At 71.5% G+C, this 17,760-nt stretch carries 16 protein-coding genes; all 16 read right to left on the bottom strand.

Annotated features, from left to right (window positions below; all coding sequences use genetic code 11):
- Positions 1-99: 99 nt before the first annotated feature.
- Positions 100-1,434, bottom strand: a complete 1,335-nt coding sequence (locus B7767_RS19640; protein WP_085573329.1) for a polysaccharide lyase family 1 protein — start codon at positions 1,432-1,434, stop codon at positions 100-102.
- Between the two features lie 34 nt (positions 1,435-1,468).
- Entirely contained in the window at positions 1,469-2,266 is a 798-nt protein-coding gene (locus tag B7767_RS19635; RefSeq protein ID WP_085573328.1) for a rhamnogalacturonan acetylesterase, read from the bottom strand.
- Between the two features lie 146 nt (positions 2,267-2,412).
- Entirely contained in the window at positions 2,413-3,768 is a 1,356-nt protein-coding gene (locus tag B7767_RS19630) for a sugar ABC transporter substrate-binding protein (protein WP_085573327.1), read from the bottom strand.
- A gap of 72 nt (positions 3,769-3,840) precedes the next feature.
- Entirely contained in the window at positions 3,841-5,370 is a 1,530-nt protein-coding gene (locus B7767_RS19625; RefSeq protein ID WP_085573326.1) for a glycoside hydrolase 43 family protein, read from the bottom strand.
- The gene (locus B7767_RS19620) at positions 5,367-6,212 is read right to left on the bottom strand and encodes a PmoA family protein (protein ID WP_085573325.1); all 846 of its coding nucleotides are present in this window, start codon (positions 6,210-6,212) and stop codon (positions 5,367-5,369) included. Before B7767_RS19620 ends, B7767_RS19625 begins: the two co-directional genes overlap by 4 nt.
- Positions 6,209-7,390, bottom strand: coding sequence for a Gfo/Idh/MocA family protein (locus B7767_RS19615; RefSeq protein WP_085573324.1), 1,182 nt, complete (start codon positions 7,388-7,390; stop codon positions 6,209-6,211). The genes B7767_RS19620 and B7767_RS19615 overlap by 4 nt, the downstream gene beginning before the upstream one ends.
- Positions 7,387-8,283, bottom strand: coding sequence for a carbohydrate ABC transporter permease (locus tag B7767_RS19610; protein ID WP_085573323.1), 897 nt, complete (start codon positions 8,281-8,283; stop codon positions 7,387-7,389). The genes B7767_RS19615 and B7767_RS19610 overlap by 4 nt, the downstream gene beginning before the upstream one ends.
- The gene (locus B7767_RS19605) at positions 8,280-9,212 is read right to left on the bottom strand and encodes a carbohydrate ABC transporter permease (RefSeq protein WP_085573322.1); all 933 of its coding nucleotides are present in this window, start codon (positions 9,210-9,212) and stop codon (positions 8,280-8,282) included. The genes B7767_RS19610 and B7767_RS19605 overlap by 4 nt, the downstream gene beginning before the upstream one ends.
- A gap of 96 nt (positions 9,213-9,308) precedes the next feature.
- Positions 9,309-11,039, bottom strand: a complete 1,731-nt coding sequence (gene araD, locus B7767_RS19600) for an L-arabinonate dehydratase (RefSeq protein ID WP_085573321.1) — start codon at positions 11,037-11,039, stop codon at positions 9,309-9,311.
- The gene (locus tag B7767_RS19595) at positions 11,036-11,944 is read right to left on the bottom strand and encodes a dihydrodipicolinate synthase family protein (protein WP_085573320.1); all 909 of its coding nucleotides are present in this window, start codon (positions 11,942-11,944) and stop codon (positions 11,036-11,038) included. Before B7767_RS19595 ends, araD begins: the two co-directional genes overlap by 4 nt.
- Positions 11,941-12,627, bottom strand: a complete 687-nt coding sequence (locus tag B7767_RS19590) for a GntR family transcriptional regulator (protein ID WP_085573319.1) — start codon at positions 12,625-12,627, stop codon at positions 11,941-11,943. The genes B7767_RS19595 and B7767_RS19590 overlap by 4 nt, the downstream gene beginning before the upstream one ends.
- Before the next feature lie 133 nt (positions 12,628-12,760).
- Complete coding sequence (locus B7767_RS19585) at positions 12,761-13,513, bottom strand: MBL fold metallo-hydrolase (protein WP_085573318.1); 753 nt, start codon at positions 13,511-13,513, stop codon at positions 12,761-12,763.
- A 109-nt stretch (positions 13,514-13,622) separates the two neighbouring features.
- Positions 13,623-14,216, bottom strand: coding sequence for a TIGR03086 family metal-binding protein (locus tag B7767_RS19580; protein ID WP_085573317.1), 594 nt, complete (start codon positions 14,214-14,216; stop codon positions 13,623-13,625).
- A gap of 188 nt (positions 14,217-14,404) precedes the next feature.
- On the bottom strand, positions 14,405-15,613 hold the full coding sequence (locus B7767_RS19575; protein ID WP_085573316.1) for an RNA-guided endonuclease TnpB family protein: 1,209 nt from the start codon (positions 15,611-15,613) through the stop codon (positions 14,405-14,407).
- Between the two features lie 274 nt (positions 15,614-15,887).
- Positions 15,888-17,051, bottom strand: coding sequence for a hypothetical protein (locus tag B7767_RS19570; RefSeq protein ID WP_085573315.1), 1,164 nt, complete (start codon positions 17,049-17,051; stop codon positions 15,888-15,890).
- Positions 17,048-17,760 (bottom strand): 5-dehydro-4-deoxyglucarate dehydratase (locus B7767_RS19565; RefSeq protein WP_107486194.1); only part of this gene is annotated, 713 nt, incomplete at its 5' end. The genes B7767_RS19565 and B7767_RS19570, both read right to left, overlap by 4 nt.

Here is a 17,760-nt window from a genome sequence, read left to right as displayed (position 1 = left end):
GTGCAGGGGCGTGGGCATGCGGGTGCTCCTTGGGGACGTCGGACGGGCCGGGGCGGTCCGCGGTGGGGGCGGACCGCCCCGGCCGGCCGTCGGGGAGGGTCAGCGGACGCGGCCGGCGCCCGCGCCGTGCTTGACCAGGAACGGCACGACCCGGGCCGGGTGGACGGCGGTGCGCAGGGTGGGCGTCCAGCCCGCGCCGGACTGGAGGGTCTCGGCCGGGATCTCCGCGTTGTGCACGGCGATCAGGTCCGTGCGCTCGCCGTTGACCACGTTGTGGGCGGCGGTGAGCGGTGCCTCGCTCCACTTCTTGAGGATCTTCGCCGGGCTGATGCCCTTCGCCAGGGTGAAGGCGTTGTGCTCGGCGACGAGCTGGGACTCCTTGCCGACGCCGAAGCTGTAGGAGTAGCCGTCCTCCGCCACGAAGTGGTTGTTGTACACGTCGACCTGTCCGAAGCGGACGCGCGGCGCGCGCTCGACCAGGCCGGAGAACAGGTTGTGGTGGAAGGTCGTTTTCAGCTTGCCCCGGTCGCCGACGGCGGTGGACTCGCTGTCGCTGTTGCCGATGAGGATCGTCTTGTCGTGCTCGGTGAAGACGTTCCAGGAGGCGGTGACGTAGTTGGCGCCCCGGACGATGTCCAGCTCGCCGTCGTGCTGCTGGTACAGCATGCCGAAGTGGGTCGGGGCCTCGCTGTCGGGGTGCTCGCCGTCGGTGAACGTGTTGTGGTCCAGCCAGACGTGGGTGGAGCCGTACACGACGGCGGTGTCGTACTCGGAGTTCCAGTTGCCCCGGTCGCCGTCGGTCGGGTCCCACTGCGGGAAGCAGTCGACCGGGCTCTCGAGGGTGAGGTTGCGGACGATGACGTTGTCCACGCCCTTGATCTGCAGGCTGGCGCCCTTGATGCCGGCGTTCCGGCCGACACCGATGATCGTGGTGTTGGAGGGGACGGTCGCCTTGATGGCCGTGTCCTGGGCGGTGGCGGAGGCCCTGCGCAGGCCCTCCTGGCTGTCGTCCGGCTCGGCGCTCAGGTCCTGCTCCAGGCCCCAGGTCTCCGGTGCGTACGCCTCCAGGTAGGCGTCGAAGTCGTAGCCGGGCGCGGCGAACGCCTCGCAGCCCTCGGAGACCGCGTCGATGGTCCCCTTCACCTTGATGATCTTCGGGGCGTCTCCGCCGTCCGCCAGGGCCGCCTTGAACTCGGCCCAGGTACGCACGGTGTGGACGTGCTCGCGGTCGGCGTCGGCGCCTCCGGTGGTGCCGGTGCCGTAGGAGGCCCAGCCGTCGCCCGCGCCCAGCGTCTGCCGGGCGGCGTCACGGTGGTGGTGCGACGGGGAGTGGGCCTGGGCGCCGGTGCCGGTCAGGCCCAGCACGAGGGCGGTGCAGCCGGCCAGCGACGCGGCTCTCACCGTGGCATGCCCATGCCATCTCGATGTGCTCATGGTGCGGCTCTCCTTCTTCGTGGTCCAGGGGGTGTTACGCGGCGGCCTCCGGCCAGGTGATCCACGACTCCGGGATCTCCGCGTCCGGCCTCCGCACGTCGCGCGGCGCGAGCACCCGGGTGCGCAGCAGCTCCCGGGCGACCAGTCGCGCCACGGCGATCGCGCCCGGCGGATTGAAGTGCGTGTTGTCCTGCTCGGTCGCCGTCCAGTTGAAGTACTTCTTGGTCTCCTCGGCGCCGAGCTCCTGCCACAGCGCCAGCGACAGGGCCTGGACGTCGAGCAGCGCGACCCGTTCCTCGGCGGCCAGCGCCCGCATCGCCTCCGGGTACTCCCCGTGGCTCGGCACGGCACGCCCCTCCGCGTCGAACCGCCGCCGCTCCACGGCGGTGGCCAGCACGGGCCGCGCCCCACGGGCCCGCGCCCCCTGGACGTACATCCGCAGGTACTCCTGGTACGTCGACCAGGGCTCGGTGTAGCGGGTGGGATCGGCGGACTTCTCGTCGTTGTGCGCGAACTGGACGAGGAGGAGGTCACCGGGCCGGATCGAGGAGAGGATCGCCTCGAGCCGCCCCTCGTCGACGAAGCTCTTGGAACTCCGCCCGTTCACGGCGTGATTGGCGACGGTGAGATGCCGGTGCAGCAGGAACGGCAACGCCATTCCCCACCCGGTCTCGGGCGCGGCGTCGGCGTATTTCTGGGCGGCGGTGGAATCACCGGCGATGTGGAGGGTGCGGTGGCGGCGTCCGCCGGCATGAGCGGTACCGGTCGCGGCGAACGCCAGGGGAAGGGAGGCGACGGCAGCGGAAGTGACCTGTCTACGGCTGACTGACACGGGCTGTGCCTTTCAACAGGGGACGGTGGAGCGCCCCTCCGGGGGCGCGGGGCTGTTTCGACGTGCGGCTCCGCCACGCGGGGGCGACAAGCCGGGGACGGCCCGCGGCCGCGTACGGAACGGGCCGCCCCCGGTGGAACCACCGATCAGCCCATCTGCTCCTGCCACTCGGCCTGGGCCTCGTTCAGCTGCTCGGCCATGGTGTCCAGGAATTCCTTCGCGCTCATGTCCCCCAGAAGCACCTTCTGGAAGTTCGGCTCGTTGTCGGCCTTGGAGATCGTGTTCCAGTCCGGCAGGTAGTACGGCAGCTGGACGATCGTGGTGGAACCGTCGCTCAACGCGGTGGCCGCCAGCTTCGTGGGCTCCGCCTTGTTGATCCACTCGTCCTTCGCGGCGTCCATGTGCGCGGGCACCTGGCCGGCCGACTCGTTGAACTTCGAGCTCGACTGCGCCGACGTGGCGAACTCGATGAACTTCCAGGCGGCCTCCTTGTTCTTGGAGCTCTTGAACATGCCGACGCCGTCGACCGGGTTGGAGACCTGGACCCGCTTGCCGCCGGGCCCGGTCGGCTGCGGGATGCCCCGGAACTTCTCGGTGGTGAGCGCCTTGACGTGGTCCTGGTACGAACCGAGGTTGTGGTTCAGCATGCCGATCGTGCCGGAGTCCCACTGCGCGACCATCTTGGTGAAGTCGTTGTTCAGGTCGGCCGCGGGGGTGACCTTCTTGAACAGGGCCGCGTACTTCTCCAGGGCCTCGACGTTCTTCGGGTCGTTGACCGTGGTCTTCTTGCCGGAGGAGTCCCAGAACGAGGTGATGCCGGACTGCCCGTACATCGCGTCCAGGGCCTGGGCTATGGAGCCGGCACCGCCGCGGATGGTGTAGCCGAACTCGTTCTTGCCCTTGTTCGTCAGCTTCTCGGCGGCCTCGTAGAACCGGTCCCAGGTGGTCGGCTCCTCCAGGCCCGCCTTCTCGAACAGGTCGGTGCGGTAGTACAGCACGCCGTTGTTCGCCGAGGTCGGGATCGAGTACAGCTTGTCGTCCCCGCCGCCGGCGGCGCGCAGCGACTCGATCATGTCCTTGTTGAGCTTGCCGTTCAGCGGCGACTTGGCCAGCCGGAAGTCCAGCGTGTCGAGCGCGCCCTGGGCGGCGAAGCCCGCGAGCATCGAGGCGCTGATGCCGCCGACGTCCGGCAGGCCGCCGCCCTGGATGGCGGTGTCGACCTTGGACTGGTACTCCGTGGAGGCGATACCGACGTACTGGACGTCGATGTCCGGGTTCGCCTTCTCGAAGTCGGCGATGACCTCCTTCCAGATCTCGGTGCGGACACCGCCGTTGTTGTCCCAGAAGACGATCTTGCCCTTGCCGCTGCCCTCGGCCCCGTCCCCGCCGCCGCTGCCGTCGTCGCCGCAGGCGGTGGCGGTCAGGGCGAGCACGGCCCCCAGGGCGACGGCGGTGGAGGTCCGGCGCCTGCCTGCGCTGTTTCTGAGAATGCTGATCTTCATTGGTCGGCTCTCTTCTTCTGGATCCAACGGACTGTGAAGTTGTGGGGGGTCGGTCGGGACGTACGGCGGTGTTCAGCCGTACGCCGGGGTGCTGATCCGGAACCGCGTGAACGTGGCGGTACCGGCGTGTCCCTGGCCGGTGGGCGCCACGGCGACCAGGCCGAGCAGGGCACCGACCCAGCGCCAGGGGGTGGCGGCGAAGACCTGGCCGGAGGGGCGGAAGCCGTCCCCGGTGTCGTAGGAGAAGCGGCAGCGCGCCCCGGCGCCGATGTCGACGCGCAGCAGGGCCCGGCCGCCGGGAGCGGGTCTCGGGTGGTCGGCGTCGCGTTCCTCGTCGGCGACCGTCTCGGCGAACCGGTGCACCAGGTGCACCGTGCCGTCCGCGCCGCGCTGGAGCCCGATCCAGCGGTAGGCGTCGCCGAGGACCGTGAGCCCGGCGCGTGCCCCGGGTTCCTCGCTGTCGAGCCGCAGTTCCACCTCGACGGCGCACGGGGTGCCGGGCAGCCGCTGGGTCAGGACGTGGGGCAGTCTGCGCAGGTCGTGCGCGGCGGCGGAGCGGACGCAGGTCAGTCGGAGCCCGTCGGCGGAGTGCTGGGTGGCCCAGCCCTCCTTCGGGTTGGCGGTCCACGTCCACTGGCGGCCGAACCGTCCGCCGGGGAAGTCGTCGTCGGTGGCCGGCGCGGCGGGGGGCTGCGGCGGCAGGTCCGGGCGGCGGTGTTCGGCGACGGGGGCGCCGTCGTCCCCGAGCACCGGCCAGCCTTCCGCCCCCCAGCTCATCGGCTGGAGGTGCACGACACGGCCGTACGGGCCGCGCTGCTGGAAGTGCAGGAACCAGTCCTCGCCGGACGGGGTGCGCACCCAGCCGCCCTGGTGGGGGCCGTTGACGTCGGTGTCCTTCTGTTCGAGGACGACCTTCTCCTCGTACGGGCCGAAGAACTCGCGGGAGCGGAAGGCGCCCTGCCAGCCGGTCTCCACTCCCCCGGCGGGGGCGAGGATCCAGAACCAGCCGTCGTGCCGGTAGAGCTTGGGCCCTTCCAGGGTGAACCAGCCGGGGATGCGGTCGGCGTCGACGATCACCTCGCCCTCGTCGAGGAGTTCGGTGCCGTGGGGGTGCATCCGGTGGCCGGTGAGGCGGTTCTTGACGCCGGAGCGGGACTTGGCCCAGGCGTGCACGAGGTAGGCCTCGCCGGTCTCGTCGTCCCACAGGGGGCACGGGTCGATCAGGCCCTTGCCGGCCTTCACCAGCAGCGGCCGGGTCCAGGGGCCGCGGATCCCGGGGGCGTTGACCTGGAAGATGCCCTGGTCGGGGTCGCCCCAGAAGATCCAGAACCGGTCGTCGTGGTGGCGCAGGGACGGGGCCCAGACCCCGCAGTCGTGCCGGGGTGTCGTGAACTCGGACTCGGGTTCCAGGCGTTCGAGGGCGTGGCCGACGAGGGTCCAGTTGACCAGGTCGCGGGAGTGCAGCAGGGGCAGTCCGGGGGCGCGGCCGAAGCTGGAGGCGGTCAGGTAGAAGTCGTCGCCGACACGGATCACGTCCGGGTCGGACCAGTCGGCGTTCAGGACCGGGTTGCGGTAGGTGGTGTCGGTCCGTTCGGCGGTCACGGGCTCACCGCCTTGCGGACCAGGGCGGCGGCGGCGCTCCGGTCGAGCCGGCCGTCGGCGACGACGGTGACGATCCGGCGGACCACGGTCTCGCCGGGCGGCAAGGGCAGCCGGTCGGTGTGGGCGAGGGAGGAGCCGACGCCCGGGTATTCGGCGGTGCGGACGAACCAGGGGTCCTGCCGGGTCTCTTCGGTGGCCCCCGCGAAGACGAGCGTCCAGGTGGATCCGGCGAGCGCGATCCAGTCGGCCGGCCGGCCGTGCGCCTCGCTCTCGCCCTCGGTGCGGTCGGTGAGGACGTCCGGTGCCGTCTCCTCCTTGCGGGCCCGCCAGAAGAAGCCGCCGTACGCGGCTCCGGGGCGGCCGTTGGTGGCGGGGCTGCCGATGGAGAGCGGCGCGCTCGTGACGTTGGTGAGGGAGAAGGTGAAGTCCAGCGCCCAGGCGGTGCCGGTGAGTTCGGTGGCGGCGACCGTGCGGCGCTCGCGCAGCAGCTCGCCCGGCGCGGCCATCCAGCGCAGCTCCTCGACGAACCCGTCGGGGTCGCGCAGCTGGTAGGCGGTGTGCCGCTGGGAGCCGTGGTTGTCCAGCTCGGTCGGCCCCCGGTCACGGACGTAGGTGCGTCCGCCCCAGAAGTTGAACCCCTCGACGTCGGGAACGGCGACACCGACGCCGAGGTGGTGTGCGTGGTCGGCGGGGCTCAGCTCGGTGACCGCCGTGCCGGCCAGGGTGGTGACGGGGTGCAGGTACGGCCGCGGGGAGAGCCGGGCCGGCAGTTCGGGCCGGGTGACGTACCGGCCCACGGGCCGGCCCGCGACGCGCAGCACCACGGAGTCGTTGCCGGTCATCGGGTGCTCACCTCTTTCGGCAGGTGGTGGGCGGGCGGGGCCCAGGGGGCGCCCAGTTCGGAGTAGAGGGACAGGGTGTCGGCGGCGGCCGCGACGAGACCGTCGATGCCGGGCACGACCCGGCGGTTCTCGCCGGGGACGCGGTGCCAGGCTCCGTCGGGCAGCGGAGCCGGGTCGGGGGCCTTGCGGATCGCCTCGACGACCTGCATGAAGGCGCCCGTCCGGTCCGGGGTGACCAGCAGGGGGGTGCCGTCGGTGAGGTGGGCGACGAGGTTCTCCAGCAGGTCGGTGCGGTCGAACCGCATCTCCTGCGGGCCGTGGCCGGCGCGCTGGAGCAGGACGCGGTCCTGCTTGTACCAGAAGGTGATCCGGCCGCTGGTGCCGTGCACCAGGACGTACGGCTCGTCGGCCCGCTCGGCGCACAGGGTCGCGGCGACGGTGACCGAGCCGCCCCGTGCGGTGGTGACGCGTACGCAGGAGGTGTCGTCGGACTCGATGTCGTTGGCGCGCAGCAGCTCGGTCTCGATGCCGGCGACGTCCTCGGCGCGGGTGCTGTCGGCGAGCGCGAGGGCGGTGGCGACGGCGTGGGCGAGCGGGTTGGTGAGCGCGCCGTCGACGACGTCGACGCCGTTCAGCCGGCGCCGGCCCGCCCAGGGCGCCCGTCGGAAGTACTCCTCGGGCCGCACCCAGGCACCGGCTCCGCCGATCCCCGTCACCCGGCCGACGGCGCCCTCGGCGACCAGTTCGCGGATCGCGGGCACGGCGTGCGAGCCCAGCGACTGGAAGCCGATCTGGCAGGCGACCCGGGCCGCGGCGACCCCGTCGGCCATCCGCCGGTACTCGGCGTACGACGGCGCCGGCGGCTTCTCCAGCAGGATGTGCACGCCCCGCCCGGCCGCCGCGAGGGCGAGGTCGGTGTGGGTCGGGATCGGGGTGCAGATCACCGCGATCCGGGCGCCGGTGGAGTCCAGCAGCGCGCCGAAGTCGGGTGACTGCTCGGGGAGCTCACCGCCGGACTCCTCCTCGGTGAGCGGGGTGAGTTCGCAGATGCCGGCGAGCCGTACGATGCCCTCCGCTTCGAGGCGGCGGATGTTCGCCACGTGCCAGCGGCCGTGGCCGCGGGCGCCGGCGAGGACGACGGGCAGCGGGGTGCCGGGCGCGGTCCGAGGTGGGGTCATCCCTTCACCGCCCCCGCGCTGAACCCGGTGATCAGCCACTTCTGGATGAAGGCGAAGACGATCACGACGGGGACGGCCGCGATGATGCCGCCCGCGGCGAGCGCGCCGAGGTCGACGCTGTCCGCGCTCATCAGGGTGTTGAGGCCGACCGGGATGGTCTGCTTCTCCTGGTTGTTGAGGAACATCAGGGCGAACAGGAAGTGGTTCCAGGAGTGGACGAAGGCGAAGGAGCCGACGGCGATCAGACCGGGCCGCAGCAGCGGCAGGACGACCACCCGGAAGGCCTTGAACCGGTTGCAGCCGTCGACCCAGGCGGCCTCCTCCAGGGAGTACGGCACGTTCTTGATGAAGTTGCTGATCAGGATGATCGACAACGGCAGCTGGAAGACCGTCTCGGCGATGATGACGCTGCCGAGGGAGTTGATCATCTGCAGTTCGGCGAAGATCTCGAACAGCGGGACCAGCAGCAGCGCGCCGGGCACGAACTGGGAGCAGAGCAGGGCCAGCATGAAGGCCCGCTTGATCTTGAAGTCGAACCGGGCGAGGGCGTAGCCGCCGGCCAGGGCGACCAGGGTCGTCATGATCAGGGTGGCGACGCCGACCAGCACGCTGTTGTAGAAGAAGGTGCCGAAGCTGCGGTCCGTCCAGACCTTCTCGAAGTGGACGGTCGTCATCGGCCAGGGGAACAGCGAGGTGGAGCCGGCCGGGCGGAGCGCGAACAGCAGGATCCAGTAGAAGGGGATGAGGGTGAAGACGAGGTAGATGCCCAGCGGCAGGTAGATCTGCCAGCGGGGTGCCTCGTCCCAGGCCCGGCGCTTCTTGTTCGGCCGGGGCGGCTCGGGGGTGGCGCGCGCGGGGGCGGGGGCGGCCAGGGGGGCCTCTTTGGTGATCACTTCTCGCCTCCGAACTTGCTCAGCCGCAGGTAGACCATCGAGCAGAAGAGCAGGATGAGGAACGCGACCGTGGTCAGGGCCGACGCGTAGCCGAAGTCGTGGGCGTCCACCGAGGTGTTGGCGATGTACAGCGGCAGTGTCGTGGTCTCGCCCGCGGGTCCGCCGCCGGTCAGCGTGTAGAGCAGGTCGACGTTGTTGAACTCCCACACCGCGCGCAGCAGCGTGGACAGGATGATGGCGTCCTTCAGGTGCGGCAGCGTGATGTGCCAGAACTGCTTGATGCGGCTGGCACCGTCGACCTCGGCGGCCTCGTAGAGGTCCTTCGAGACGGACTGGAGGTCGGCGAGGATGAGGATCGCGAAGAAGGGGACACCGCGCCACAGGTCGGCGACGACCACCGCCGGGAAGACGGTGGAGGTGTCCGACAGCCAGCTGACGCCGTAGTCGCCGATGCCCATGTCCGCGAGGTAACGGGTGATGCCGGTCTGGGAGTTGTAGAGCAGCACCCAGATCGCGGAGGTCAGCACGCCGGAGACGGCCCACGGCGAGAAGACCATGGCGCGGCCCAGGGCGCGGCCGACGAAGGTCTGGTTGACGATGAGGGCGAGGGCCAGGCCGAACAGCAGCTGCAGTCCGACCTCGACGAAGACCCACTTGGCGCTGAAGACGAGGGTGTCCCAGAACAGCGGGTCCTCGGTGAAGATGCGGGTGAAGTTGTCGAAGCCCGCGTAACCGTTGCGCCAGGGCTTGGTGGGGTTGTAGTTCTGCAGGCTGTAGTAGAAGACGCTGATGACCGGGTAGGCGATGAAACCCAGCATGAGCAGGGCGGCCGGCCCGATCAGCAGGTAAGGGAGCCTGCGGGGCGTGGCGGAGGCACGGCGCCGCCGGGGTGGCCTGGGCGGTTTCGCCACGGCTGCGGCATGGGCCATGACTGTTCTCCGTTTCTCGGTACGTCTTGCTGTGTGGTGCGTGTGCGGGGGAAGCGCTTTCTTCGTATGTGTGCGGGGGCCGGGACCTACGGCCGGTCAGCCGGCGTACGGGTCCTGGACCGTGCCCGGCCGGGCGAGGAACTCGAAGTCGCAGCCGGTGTCGGCCTGCGTGATCTGCTCGTTGTAGAGCGCGCCGTAGCCGCGTTCGTAGCGCACGGGCGGCGGCGTCCACCGCTCCCGGCGGCGCTCCAGCTCCTCGTCGTCGACATCGAGCCGGAGGACGCGGTTCTCGACGTCGAGGGTGATCGAGTCCCCGGTGCGCACCAGGGCGAGCGGTCCGCCGACGTACGACTCGGGGGCGACGTGCAGGACGCACGCGCCGTAACTCGTCCCGCTCATCCGGGCGTCGGAGATCCGCACCATGTCCCGCACCCCCTGCTTGAGCAGGTGGTCGGGCAGGGGCAGCATCCCGTACTCGGGCATGCCGGGGCCGCCCTTGGGGCCGGCGTTGCGCAGGACCAGCACGCTGTCGGCGGTGATGTTCAGCGCCGGGTCGTTGATGGTCCGCTGCATCTGCTTGTAGTCGTCGAAGACGACGGCGGTACCGGTGTGCTTCAGCAGGTGCGGTTCGGCGGCGATGTGCTTGATGACGGCGCCGTCCGGGCAGAGGTTGCCGCGCAGTACGGCGACCCCGCCCTCCTCCGCGACCGGGTTGTCGCGGGGCCGGATGACGTCGTCATCGTGCACCTGTGCGCCGGCTATCTGCTCGCGCAGGGTGTCGTGGCAGACGGTGGGACGGTCCAGGTGGAGCAGGTCCGGGATCCGGGAGAGGAACCCGGGCAGTCCGCCCGCGAAGTGGAAGTCCTCCATCAGGTACGTCTGGCCGCCGGGCCGCACGTTGGCCAGCACCGGGACGGTGCGGGCGATGCGGTCGAAGTCGTCGAGGGTGAGCTTGACGCCGGCGCGTCCGGCCATGGCGATCAGGTGGATGACGGCGTTGGTGGAGCCGCCGAGTCCGAGGACGGTGGTGACCGCGTCCTCGAAGGCGTCCGCGGTGAGGACGTCGCTCAGCTTCCGGTCCTTGTGGACCAGGTCGACGATCGTCATCCCCGCCTTGGCGGCCATCCGGTCGTGCCCGGAGTCGACGGCCGGGATGCTGGACGCGCCCGGCACCGTGACGCCGAGGGCCTCGGCGGCGGCGGTCAGCGTGGACGCCGTGCCCATGGTCATGCAGTGGCCGGGCGAGCGGGCCAGGCCGCTCTCCAGCTCCTGCATCTCGCAGTCGCCGATGACACCGGCGCGCTTGTCGTCCCAGTACTTCCACATGTCGGTGCCGGAGCCGAGGACCTCGTTGCGCCAGTGTCCGGGCAGCATGGGCCCGGCGGGCACGAACACGGTGGGCAGGTCGGCGCTGGCGGCACCCATCAGCAGGGCGGGCGTGGACTTGTCGCAGCCGCCCATCAGCACGGCGCCGTCGACCGGGTACGACCGCAGCAGCTCCTCGGTCTCCATGGCGAGGAGGTTGCGGTAGAGCATGGGGGTCGGCTTCTGGAAGGTCTCGCTGAGGGTGGAGACCGGGAATTCGAGGGGGAAGCCGCCCGCCTGCCACACCCCCCGCTTGACGGCCTGCGCGCGGTCACGCAGGTGGACGTGGCAGGGGTTGATGTCGGACCAGGTGTTCAGGATCGCGATGACCGGCTTGCCCAGGTGCTCCTCGGGGAGGTAGCCGAGCTGGCGGGTGCGGGCGCGGTGGCTGAAGGAACGCAGGCCGTCGGTGCCGTACCACTGGTGGCTGCGGAGCTGCTCGGGGGACTTGCGGGGGCTCATACCGACCACCCCGCGGCGATGGCGGCGACCTCGGCGCGCTCGCTCTCCGGCAGCGGCCTGCTCGGCGGGCGGACCTCGCGGCGGCACAGGCCGAGGGAGGCGAGGGCCTCCTTGACGACGGTGACGTTGTTGGCGGAGCCGTTGGCGGCGCGCAGTTCCTCGAAGCGGCGGATCTGCTCCCACACCTTCATGGCGGTCGGGTAGTCGCCGGAGCGCAGCGCCTCGATCATGTTCAGCGAGACGGACGGGGCGACGTTGACCAGGCCCGAGGTGAAGCCGGTGGCGCCGGCCGAGAAGTAGGAGGGGGCGTACGGCTCGGCCAGCCCCGCCACCCACACGAACCGCTCCAGTCCCGCGTCCCGGGCGAAGGCGGCGAACTTCGACGCGTCCGGCACGGCGTACTTCACGCCGATCACGTTGGGGCAGGCGTCGGCGAGTTCGGCGAGCCGGGCGCCGGTGAGCTGGGCGTTGCGGATGTAGGGGACGACGCCCAGTTCGGGCACCGCCTCGGCGATCGCGCGGTGGTAGTCGACCCAGCCGCTCTGGGAGACGTAGGGGTGGACGGGCTGGTGCACCATCACCATCTGCGCGCCGAGTTCACGGGCGTGCCGCGCGGAGTCGACGGCGGTGGGCACGTCGTGGCCCACCCCGACCAGGATCGCCGAGCGGCCGCCGGCCTCCTCGACGGTCAGCTCGGTGACCAGCCGGCGCTCGTCGGGGGTCAGGGCGTAGAACTCGCCGGTGTTGCCGTTGGGGGTGAGGGTCGTGATGCCACCGTCGAGGAGACGACGCAGCAGGGCCCGGTAGGTGCCTGGGTCGACGGAGCCGTCCTCGGCGAACGGGGTCACCGGGATCGCCACCACGTCGGCCAGGGCCGCCCGCTGGGTCTCGAACGTCGTTGTCATGCCTGACCGTCCTCTTTCTGGGCTTCCGGGGCCGCCTCGAAGTCCTCTTCGACTTCGGGGAAGGCCCGTCGCACGAACGACGCGATGTGCGAGTGCAGGGCGCGCGCCGCGCCGTCCGCGTCCCCGTCGAGCGCGAGCCGCAGGATCTCGCGGTGCTCGCTCGCCTCCCGTTCCCAGGAGGGGTCGGCGGCCCAGGCGACGGCCGAGACGAGGGCGGCCTGGTCGCGGACCTCGTCGAGCATCCGGCCGAGCAGCGGGTTGCCGCAGGGCACGTAGAGGGCGCGGTGGAACGCGCGGTTGGCGAGCGACCGTTCGGCGGTGTCGTCGGCCTGGTCGGCCCGGGTCAGCGCGTCGCGTGCGGCGTCCAGGGAGGCGCCGCGGCGCACGGCGCGCCTGAGCGCCTCGGGCTCCAGGAGCAGCCGCACGTCGTAGACCTCGCGTGCCATGTCCGCGTCGACCATGCGCACCGTGACGCCCTTGTACTGGCTCATCACGACCAGACCGGTGCCGGCCAGGGTCTTGAGCGCCTCGCGCACCGGGGTCTTGGACACCCCGAACTGTGCGGCGAGGTCGGTCTCGACCAGGGCCTGGCCCGGTGTGAACCGGCCGGTGAGTATGCGGCGTTTGATCTCCTCCAGCACGTACTGCGTGCGGGAGGGGATCGGCGTGGGCACAGAGGTCATGCGCGCCTCTCGGAATTTCGCGTCGGATCTCGCGTATCGCGTCTCATATATGACGTACGAAGTACGACGCCGATGACCGTAGGAGTGGCCCAGAGTTTCGTCAATGCTTCTGACACAGAAAGTTTCTGTTGCCTCACACGACGTACGTACTGCCCTCCCGTGCGGTGGCGGTGGGTCCGCCGAAGGCGGCGGCGGCCCGGGCGGTCGCGGCCTCGGGGGTGAGCGTGGGGCCGACGTGCGTGACGAGCAGTTCGCGCGCGCCCGCCCGCCGGGCGGTGTCACCGGTGTCCTCGGGCGTCAGATGGACCCGTTCGCTTTCGCGATGCTCGTCGATGTCCGCCTCGCAGAGGAACAGGTCGGCGGCGCGGGCGAGTCCGGTGAGGGCGGGGCACGGTCCGCTGTCCCCCGAGTAGGCGAGGACGCGCCCCGCGCACTCGGCGCGCAGCCCGTAGGCCTCCACGTCGTGGACGACGGCGGTGGAGGTGAGGGACAGGCCGCCGTAGTGGACGACCTGCCCGTCGTACAGCGGCCGGAAGTCCAGGATTCCGCTGAGGAAACCGGCGTCGGGGCGCCCGAGGAACCCGGCGATCCGCTGCGCGCAGTCGGCCGGCGCGTGGACCGGGATCGGCGCGGGCGGGGTGAGCCCGCCGTACGCCAGGCCGTACACGGCGGCGAGCAGATCGGCGCTGTGATCGGCGTGCAGGTGGGAGATCCATATGGCGTCGACGCGCGCCGGGTCCGTGTGCCGCCGCAACTCGGCGAACGTCCCGAACCCGGCGTCGACCCACACCTCGGCGCCCCCGCCGCGCAGGAGGTACCCGGAGCTGGGGCGGTCCGGGCCGGGGTGCGGGGAGGCGGTGCCGAGGACGGTGAGGGTGAGAGTCATGCGGGGAGGTTACGAAGCGCTCCCCGGCCCTCGCGCGTGCTTTTGTGCGGGCCCCGTGGTCATGCGGGCCCCGTCTTCGGGCGGACCCCGTCTTCGGTGGGCCCTGTCGTCACGCCGGCCGCGTCCAGCCCGGGTCCCGGCCGCTCAGCCCGATCGTCCGGTCCAGGAGCGGGGCGCCGGGCGGGACGGGGACGACGGGGCCGAAGATGCCGCCACCCCCGTCGGAGTCCGCGGCGGCGGCCAGGAGGAAGTCGTACGACGCCCGCAGCGGGGCGGGGTCGGGCGCGTAGGTCAGACCGGTCGCGCGGGCCAGGTCCCAGCCGTGGATCACCAGTTCGTCGGTGACGACGGCACCGGCGACCGCGCCCGGCAGGTCGACGCCGCCCGCGCGGGTCATGCCGGTCCAGGCCGCCGGGTCCCGCCAGGCCTCGGCGAGTTCGTCGAGCGCCTTGGGCAGTTCCTCGCGCCAGCCGGGCCCGATGTCGGGCACGGCGGCCTCCGGGCCGGTGTCCGTGGTGACGCCCAGGTCCTTGCGGCCCGCGTCCCGGAAGGCTACGGCCAGCCCGAGGAGGTGGCCCAGCACGTTCCGTACCGCGTACCGCGGACAGGGCGTCCCGTCCGCCAGCTGTTCGTCGGTGACGCCCTCGGCGAGGCGCGCCACGATCCGCGTCTGCGGTCCGAGGTCGAGGGGGGTGTCGGTCATCGGGCTGCTCCTCTTGACGGTGGTCCTGGAAGACAGACCGATCCCGGCCGCGGAACTCATCGCCCGGCCGCCCCGCTTCCAAGTCATCTGTCCGATCCTCACGAAGGGTCCTCAGACCCACGATGAGCAGGCATGACGACGACGTGACTCCACCCACGACTGAAGTCGCGAGCTTCCTGTGTCGGTGGCTAAACACCGTCGCAGAGGACCAGCCCGGCCCTGCTGAGCACATTGAGCGCGCCGACGTGGTCCGCGTTGGCGGTGAAGCCGCACGCGGTGCACTTGAAGTCGGCTTGGGTGAGACGGTTCTCCTTCGCGACGTGCCCGCAGTCGGGGCAGGTGCGGGAGGTGTTGTGGGCGTCCACTGGGATCACGCGGCGAGCGGCACTCTCAGCCTTCTGCGCCAGGATTCCCAGGAACATCCCCCAACCCGCATTCAGGATGCTGCGGTTGAGTCCGGCCTTCGCGGCGGCTCCGTTCGTCAGAAAGCCGCCGGGCCGCTCGGGGTCGGGCTTGGCTGCCGGTCTTTTGGTCATCCCGGCGGTGTTCAGGTTCTCGTGGGCGATCACGTCGTGATCGCGGATCAGTTCGTTCGCCCGCTTGTGGTGGTGGTCGAGCCGCTGCCTGCGGATCTTCGCGTGGATCGTGGCGACCTTCCGGGCGGCGGCCCGGTGCTTCTTCGTGCGGCGCCGGGTGCGGCGGGGGAATGTCGAAAGGTGCTGCTGGGCGGTGGCCAGCTCCTTTGCCATCGTCTCCAGGAAGCGCGGGTTCTCCATGTGCTCACCGTCGGACGTGGTGAGGAAGTGCGTCACGCCCATGTCGATGCCCACGGTGCTTCCCGTCGCGGGCAGCGGCTCGGCGGGCACGTCGTCGCAGGCGAGGACGACGTACCAGCGGCGGCCCTCCCGCTTCACGCTGATCGTCTTGACTCGGCCGCGCACGGGCCGGTGCCGGTGCACGCGGACGTGCCCGACGCCCTGCAGCCGTACCCGGGTCTGCCGGTCGTGGGGAGTGGAGTCCCAGCGGCAGCCGTCCCCGTCCTTCGGGAAGGTCACCGTGTCGAAGTGGCCGGTGCCCTTGAACCTGGGGTATCCCGGCGCGAGACCGGCCTTCACCCGGCGGAAGAACGCGGTGAACGCCCTGTCCAGACGGCGCAGCGTGGCCTGCTGGGAGGAGAATGACCAGCGGCCCTGCCGCTCGGGATCGAACGCCCGGATCTCCTTCAGCTGCGCGGACTGGTCGCCGTACCTGACGGTGGTCTTCGAGGTGTGCCGGTAGGCGTCGCGGCGTTCTTGGAGCGCGCCGTTGTACAGCGAGCAGTGGTCCCGCAGCATCTCGGCAAGCGCCTGCTCCTGGCGCACCGTGGGCCGGAGAAGGAACTTGTAGGCACGCATCATCCCGGACCACCCCTGTCGTAATCACACGGTCACAGCCAGTGCAGACAACCTAGCGGTCCCCACTGACAACAGCGCAGATCCGTACAGAAAGCCCAGGTCAGAGCAGTGAGAGAAGCCATTCCCCACCCCGCTTAAGCGGGGCGTCCCCTGGCTAGGTCCTGATGGACGGCGGCCCGCGTGGTGGGGGACCGCAACGCCAGGCTGCGCGAACACCCCCGGCCCACCCCACGCCGGCACCGGCCGAAGTCGTACCCCAGCCCCACGCCCCGGCGGCTCAGAGCCCGGCCAGTGCCGACCGCACCGCCTCCAGGTCCCCGTCCGACGCCAGCCCGGCGTGGTACAGGCGCAGCTCCGTCGCGCCCAGGCGGCGGGCCTCGGCGGCGTCCGCCGCGAGGGTGCCGGGGCTGCCGCCCATGCCGGAGACCACGGTGAAGTTGGCGGCGAGGACGGTGTCCGCGCGGGCCTCCCCCGCGAACGGGGCCAGCAGGCCGGCGCCTCCCGTGCAGGGCACGACCGCTCCGTCGGCGACGGAGAGGATGTGGGCCGGGTCGACGCCGGCGTTGGCACCGCAGTGGTAGGAGACCGGGTCCGCGTGCAGGAGGACCTGGAAGTCCTCGGGAGCCGCCTGCCGTACGGCGGTGACCGCGGCCTCCTGGAGCGTGCGGGCCGTCGCGTCGCGCCACGCGCGCGTGGCGTTCGCCGGTGTCTCGCCGAGGAGCTTCTCGACTCCCGCCCAGCCCCCGTCGGAGGGCGCCCCCCGCCACACCGGTTCCAGCGCGGCGCGTACGGCGGCGGCGAGTTCGTCGGCGTCCAGCCCTCGGGCGCCGTAGCCCTCGCGGCAGGACGGGCAGAAGCACAGGGACATCAGGTACTGCCCGGCGTCCCCGAGGCCGACCCCGGCGGTCTTGTCGTGGGCGTGCAGATGGGCCAGCCCGTACCAGCCGAGGGACTCCAGCTCGGTGCCGCGCGCTCCGGGGCGTACCGCCGCCTCGGCGGCGAGGCCGGTCAGGTACGCGCGGGTGGCGGGCTGGGCGATGCACGGCGCCCAGGGGTAGCGGTCGCCGTAGGCGTTGACCACCGACGTGTCCGGATGCTCCGCGCCCAGGCGGGAGTTGTGCGCGAGCACCACCCAGGTGTGCACCTCCAGGCCCGCGTCCGTGAGCGCGGCGGCGGCCTCGCCGAAGGCGTCCCCGGGCGCCCAGTCGCCGGCCGGGTACGGGCGCGGGGTGCGGCCGGACCAGTGGTCGCCGGGCGGGTACAGCACGGCCGCGTGCTCCGCGGTGACGACGCGGTGGCGCGGGTGGCGCGGGGTCAGCGCGCGGGTGGAGTGGTAGGCGGAGGCGAGCGTCACCTGCGCCGTGCCGAGCGCGGCGATCCGCGCGGGTGCCTCCGGGTCCCCGTTGACGTCCCAGGGGTAGACGAACGCCGACGTCTTCACTGGCTCTCCTCCAGCAGTGCGTGTCCCCGCTCGATCAGCCGGGCGAGCTGCTTGACATGATCCCCGGCCGGTTCGTGCAGCGGCGGCCGGACCTCCCCCACGTCCAGTCCGCGCAGGCGTACGCCGGCCTTGACGAGGGAGACGGCGTAGCCGCTGCCCCGGTCGCGCAGTTCGACGAACGGCCGGTAGAAGCCGTCGATCAGGCGGTGCGCGGTGGCCGTGTCGCCGGTGCGGAAGGCGGTGTGGCAGGCGAGGGCGATCTCGGGCACGAAACAGAACGCCGCGGACGAGTAGAGGGTGATGCCGATGCCGCCGTAGGCGGGCTGGGTCAGTTCGGCGGTCGGCAGCCCGTTGAAGTACAGGAAGTCGGCGGGGCCCTCGGCACGTACGGCGCTGACGGTCCGCTGCATCAGGCCGAGGTCGCCGAGGCCGTCCTTGAAGCCGACGATCCCTTCCGTGCGGGCCAGTTCGACGACGCTCCCGGGGGTGAAGACGGCGTTGTCGCGCTGGTAGACGATGACCGGCAGGGAGGTTGCCGCGGCCAGTTGCCGGTAGTGCCGCAGCAGTCCCTCCTGCGCGGCGCGCACCAGGTACGGCGGCATCGCGAGCAGCCCGTCGGCACCGGCGCGCTCGGCGAGGCGGGCGTAGCGGACCGCGAGCGCGGTGCCGTAGCCGGCGCCCGCGACGACCGGGACGCGCCCCCCGGCGG

Origin of the sequence: Streptomyces sp. 13-12-16 (assembly GCF_002114215.1) — a bacterium.
Lineage (GTDB): Bacteria > Actinomycetota > Actinomycetes > Streptomycetales > Streptomycetaceae > Streptomyces.
The sequence above is the reverse complement of the archived record's forward strand: the minus strand, read 5'-3'. Positions and strand labels throughout refer to the sequence as shown.

Excerpts from the sequence above, each read along its gene's own strand:
- B7767_RS19615 (WP_085573324.1), bottom strand. The coding sequence starts at position 7,390 with ATGACCCCACCTCGGACCGCGCCCGGCACCCCGCTGCCCGTCGTCCTC.
- B7767_RS19585 (WP_085573318.1), bottom strand. The coding sequence starts at position 13,513 with ATGACTCTCACCCTCACCGTCCTCGGCACCGCCTCCCCGCACCCCGGC.
- B7767_RS19605 (WP_085573322.1), bottom strand. The coding sequence starts at position 9,212 with ATGGCCCATGCCGCAGCCGTGGCGAAACCGCCCAGGCCACCCCGGCGG.
- B7767_RS19590 (WP_085573319.1), bottom strand. The coding sequence starts at position 12,627 with ATGACCTCTGTGCCCACGCCGATCCCCTCCCGCACGCAGTACGTGCTG.
- B7767_RS19620 (WP_085573325.1), bottom strand. The coding sequence starts at position 6,212 with ATGACCGGCAACGACTCCGTGGTGCTGCGCGTCGCGGGCCGGCCCGTG.
- B7767_RS19640 (WP_085573329.1), bottom strand. The coding sequence starts at position 1,434 with ATGAGCACATCGAGATGGCATGGGCATGCCACGGTGAGAGCCGCGTCG.
- B7767_RS19575 (WP_085573316.1), bottom strand. The coding sequence starts at position 15,613 with ATGATGCGTGCCTACAAGTTCCTTCTCCGGCCCACGGTGCGCCAGGAG.
- araD (WP_085573321.1), bottom strand. The coding sequence starts at position 11,039 with ATGAGCCCCCGCAAGTCCCCCGAGCAGCTCCGCAGCCACCAGTGGTAC.
- B7767_RS19630 (WP_085573327.1), bottom strand. The coding sequence starts at position 3,768 with ATGAAGATCAGCATTCTCAGAAACAGCGCAGGCAGGCGCCGGACCTCC.
- B7767_RS19580 (WP_085573317.1), bottom strand. The coding sequence starts at position 14,216 with ATGACCGACACCCCCCTCGACCTCGGACCGCAGACGCGGATCGTGGCG.
- B7767_RS19595 (WP_085573320.1), bottom strand. The coding sequence starts at position 11,944 with ATGACAACGACGTTCGAGACCCAGCGGGCGGCCCTGGCCGACGTGGTG.